This window comes from Longimicrobium sp. (assembly GCF_036280135.1).
Classification (GTDB): Bacteria; Gemmatimonadota; Gemmatimonadetes; order Longimicrobiales; family Longimicrobiaceae; genus Longimicrobium.
Genome location: NZ_DASURI010000123.1, coordinates 1 through 2,709, shown reverse-complemented (window position 1 = coordinate 2,709; position 2,709 = coordinate 1). Strand labels below are relative to the sequence as shown.

Annotated in this window: 3 protein-coding genes; 1 reads left to right on the top strand and 2 read right to left on the bottom strand. The window is 76.7% G+C overall.

Features of this window, described 5'->3' with window-relative positions; genetic code table 11:
* The first annotated feature begins 259 nt into the window (after positions 1-259).
* Positions 260-694 carry a hypothetical protein gene (locus VFZ20_RS03920; RefSeq protein WP_329682522.1) on the top strand — a complete coding sequence of 145 codons (435 nt, stop codon included), beginning with the start codon at positions 260-262 and terminating at the stop codon, positions 692-694.
* Between the two features lie 79 nt (positions 695-773).
* Here the strand turns inward: VFZ20_RS03920 and VFZ20_RS03915 are convergent, their stop codons facing one another.
* Entirely contained in the window at positions 774-1,313 is a 540-nt protein-coding gene (locus tag VFZ20_RS03915) for a hypothetical protein (protein WP_329682521.1), read from the bottom strand.
* Between the two features lie 90 nt (positions 1,314-1,403).
* The gene (locus VFZ20_RS03910; protein WP_329682520.1) at positions 1,404-2,444 is read right to left on the bottom strand and encodes a chemotaxis protein CheB; all 1,041 of its coding nucleotides are present in this window, start codon (positions 2,442-2,444) and stop codon (positions 1,404-1,406) included.
* Positions 2,445-2,709: the final 265 nt, after the last annotated feature.

Here is a 2,709-nt window from a genome sequence, read left to right as displayed (position 1 = left end):
CCGGCGGCTGATCCGGCACCACGCCGCGCCGACGCGTGAGCGACAGGGTGGCCTGCGTACGGGCCTGCTCACGCTCCAGCAGCAGCTGCTCGGACCGGCGCCGCAGCCGGCGGGCACGCTCCAGCAGCTCGCCGCTCAGGGCGCGAAGATCCTGCGAGCGGTCCATCCACGCACCTCCGCGCGGGGAGAAATGAGGGTGAATGCGATGACGCACGATCCAGCAGCAATCACGCCGCACGCGCATCAGCACGAGACACGGATGACGAACCTGGAACCGGACACCACGCGTGCCGAGCACGCCCGCGCGCAGGCCGAGCTTCGCCGCGAGGACGCGGAGCACGCGCGCGCCGCCGCCGCGCAACTGGCTCGCACGGACGAGGAGCAGCGGCTGGTGGCCGAGGAGGAGCGCCTCTCGGCGGAGCGGGAGCGGCGGATGGGCGAGTCGGAGCGCATGGTGGGCGAGGACGGGCGCCGCGAGTCCGAGCACCTGCGCGCGCTGGCCGAGGGTGCCCGCGCCGCCGCCGAAGCCGCCCGCGCGGACGCCGAGGAGGCCCGACGCGCCGCCGCCGAGGCCCGCGCGGAGGTGAGCGTCCTGCGGCAGCGCTACGACGAGCAGCTGGAGCTCATGCGCGAGGTGCAGCGCACCCTCAACGCCCTGACCGCCGCGCACGAGCTCCGCGAGCGGGCGTTCTGATCCGCGTCCGGCGGCGCGTCGTGCCGGGCGGATGCCGTACGGCGTCCGTCGGCCGAAAGCGGCCGGCCGGGCGGACGCGTCACCCGGGAGGGCGCAGGGCGTCCGCGGCGGCCGGCGCTGCCGGGCCGGCACCGCGAAGGCCGGGCGCGCGGGGCGGCCGCGCCCCGCCGCTGCGCGGAGGGCGGATCAGGCGGGGGGGGGGGGCGCCGTCCGCGGCGTCGAGGCCCAGCGCCGCGAGGAGCTCCGCGCCAAAGCCGATCTCCTGCAGCTGGGCCTCGCTCCAGCCCAGGCGGCGCATCTCCAGCACCTCCGCCTGCATCCACGCGCGGTCCTCGTCCCACAGCTCCGGCCGGACGCCCCGCACCCGCCCGTCCACGAGCTCCTGCGTCCGGACGGCAGCGGCGCCGTCATCGGTCCGTTCCTCCGGGACGATGACGGCCGGCCGCGGAGTCACGGGGTCCGGGGCGGAGGGCGCGGGCAGACCGTCCCGCATCTCCCGCAGCCGGTCCACGCGCTCCCACAGCGCCCGCCGCCCGTTCGCGATGCACGCGCGCTGCTCCTCGAGGAGGGCCTGCTGGCGCAGGGCGCGGTTCAGGAAGCGCCGAAGGTGTTCGCGCATGGGTCACCGTCTCCAGGGACAGGTCCGCCCGTCACGCCCGCGCCGGGGGGCGGTCCGCGCCCCCGCGGCATCATCATTCGCCGCGGGTCCTCAGTCCGACGCGAGCTGCTCCGCGTCGGGGCCGCGCAGCAGCACCTGGCGCAGCACGCCGGCGCGCTGCTCCGCGTCGGCCGCCTCCTCCAGCTGGCGGGCGGCCAGGACCTGCTGCCCGCGCCCGGCCATCCGCTGCGCCATCCGCCGGCACAGCGCCGCCCGCTCGCGCAGGGCGCGAAAGGCGATCCACAGGGCCGCCTCCACGTCGCGCCCCTGCTCGGCCAGCATGGCGTCGGCGGAGTAGCCGTGGCCCACGCGGCAGCGGTACCGCAGCACCTCGCCTTCCTGGATCTCCCACAGGGCGCCGTGGCACTCCGGGCAGGTAAAGCCCGACAGCTCGCCCGGCCGCTCGTCGTCGCCCAGCTCGGACGGCTGCATCTCCATGATGTCGGACTCCCGTTCGATTCGTTCGTCCATCGTCTCGGTCGGCGTGTGGTTCACGGGCGTGCCCCCCGGGTCCGCCGCGCCCGGCGGCCGGACCACCAGCTCGCACAGCAGCGCGCCCACGCGCTCCACGGGCACCACGTGGTCCACGCGGGCCGTCTCCACGGCGCTGCGGGGCATTCCATCGTACAGGGCCGTGTCGGGGTCCTGCGCCACGGCCACGCCGCCCCGGTGCTTGATGGCCACGAGCCCCGCCGCGCCGTCGTCCAGGTTGCCGCTGAGGACCACGCCGATCACCCGCTCGCCGTGCCACCGGGCGGCGGAGCGAAAGAGCGGGTCCACGGCGGGGATGGCGCCGTTCTCCCGCGGGCCGGCCACCAGCCGCACGGTGCCGTCGTGGATGAGCAGGTGCCGCCCGGGCGGGGCCACGTAGATGCGGCCGGGGCGGATGGCCTCGCCGTCCACGGCGTGGGCGGCGGGCAGGGGGCCCGCCCGCCCCAGGATCTGCGGCAGCACGCTGCGCGACCAGGGCGGAAAGTGGACCACCACGAACACCGCGGCGGGCAGGTCCGCCGGAAGGCCCCGCGCCACGGTGCTTACGGCCTCCACGCCCCCCGCCGACGCCCCGATGACGATGATGTCGCGAACCGGCACGTGCCTCCTGGGCCCATTTTCCCGGCATCCGCGCGACGCCGGCCGGGAGCGGGCGCGCAAGACACGCGCCGTAAACGGTTGGCGGGGCACGGGATTGACAGGACGCGGGCACCGGCGCACGTTGTGCACCTCGCTTCCACGCGCGGGACGCACGGCCGTTGCGCGCCACGCGGCGGCCCGTCCGTTCCGCCGTTCTCCCCCTGCGCCGGCCCCCGCCGGCACGTGACCCGATGGCCCAGGCACCGGTGGATCCCGCGTTCGAGTC

Coding starts and splice junctions, on each gene's coding strand:
- VFZ20_RS03915 (WP_329682521.1), bottom strand. CDS start 1,313: ATGCGCGAACACCTTCGGCGCTTCCTGAACCGCGCCCTGCGCCAGCAG.
- VFZ20_RS03920 (WP_329682522.1), top strand. CDS start 260: ATGACGAACCTGGAACCGGACACCACGCGTGCCGAGCACGCCCGCGCG.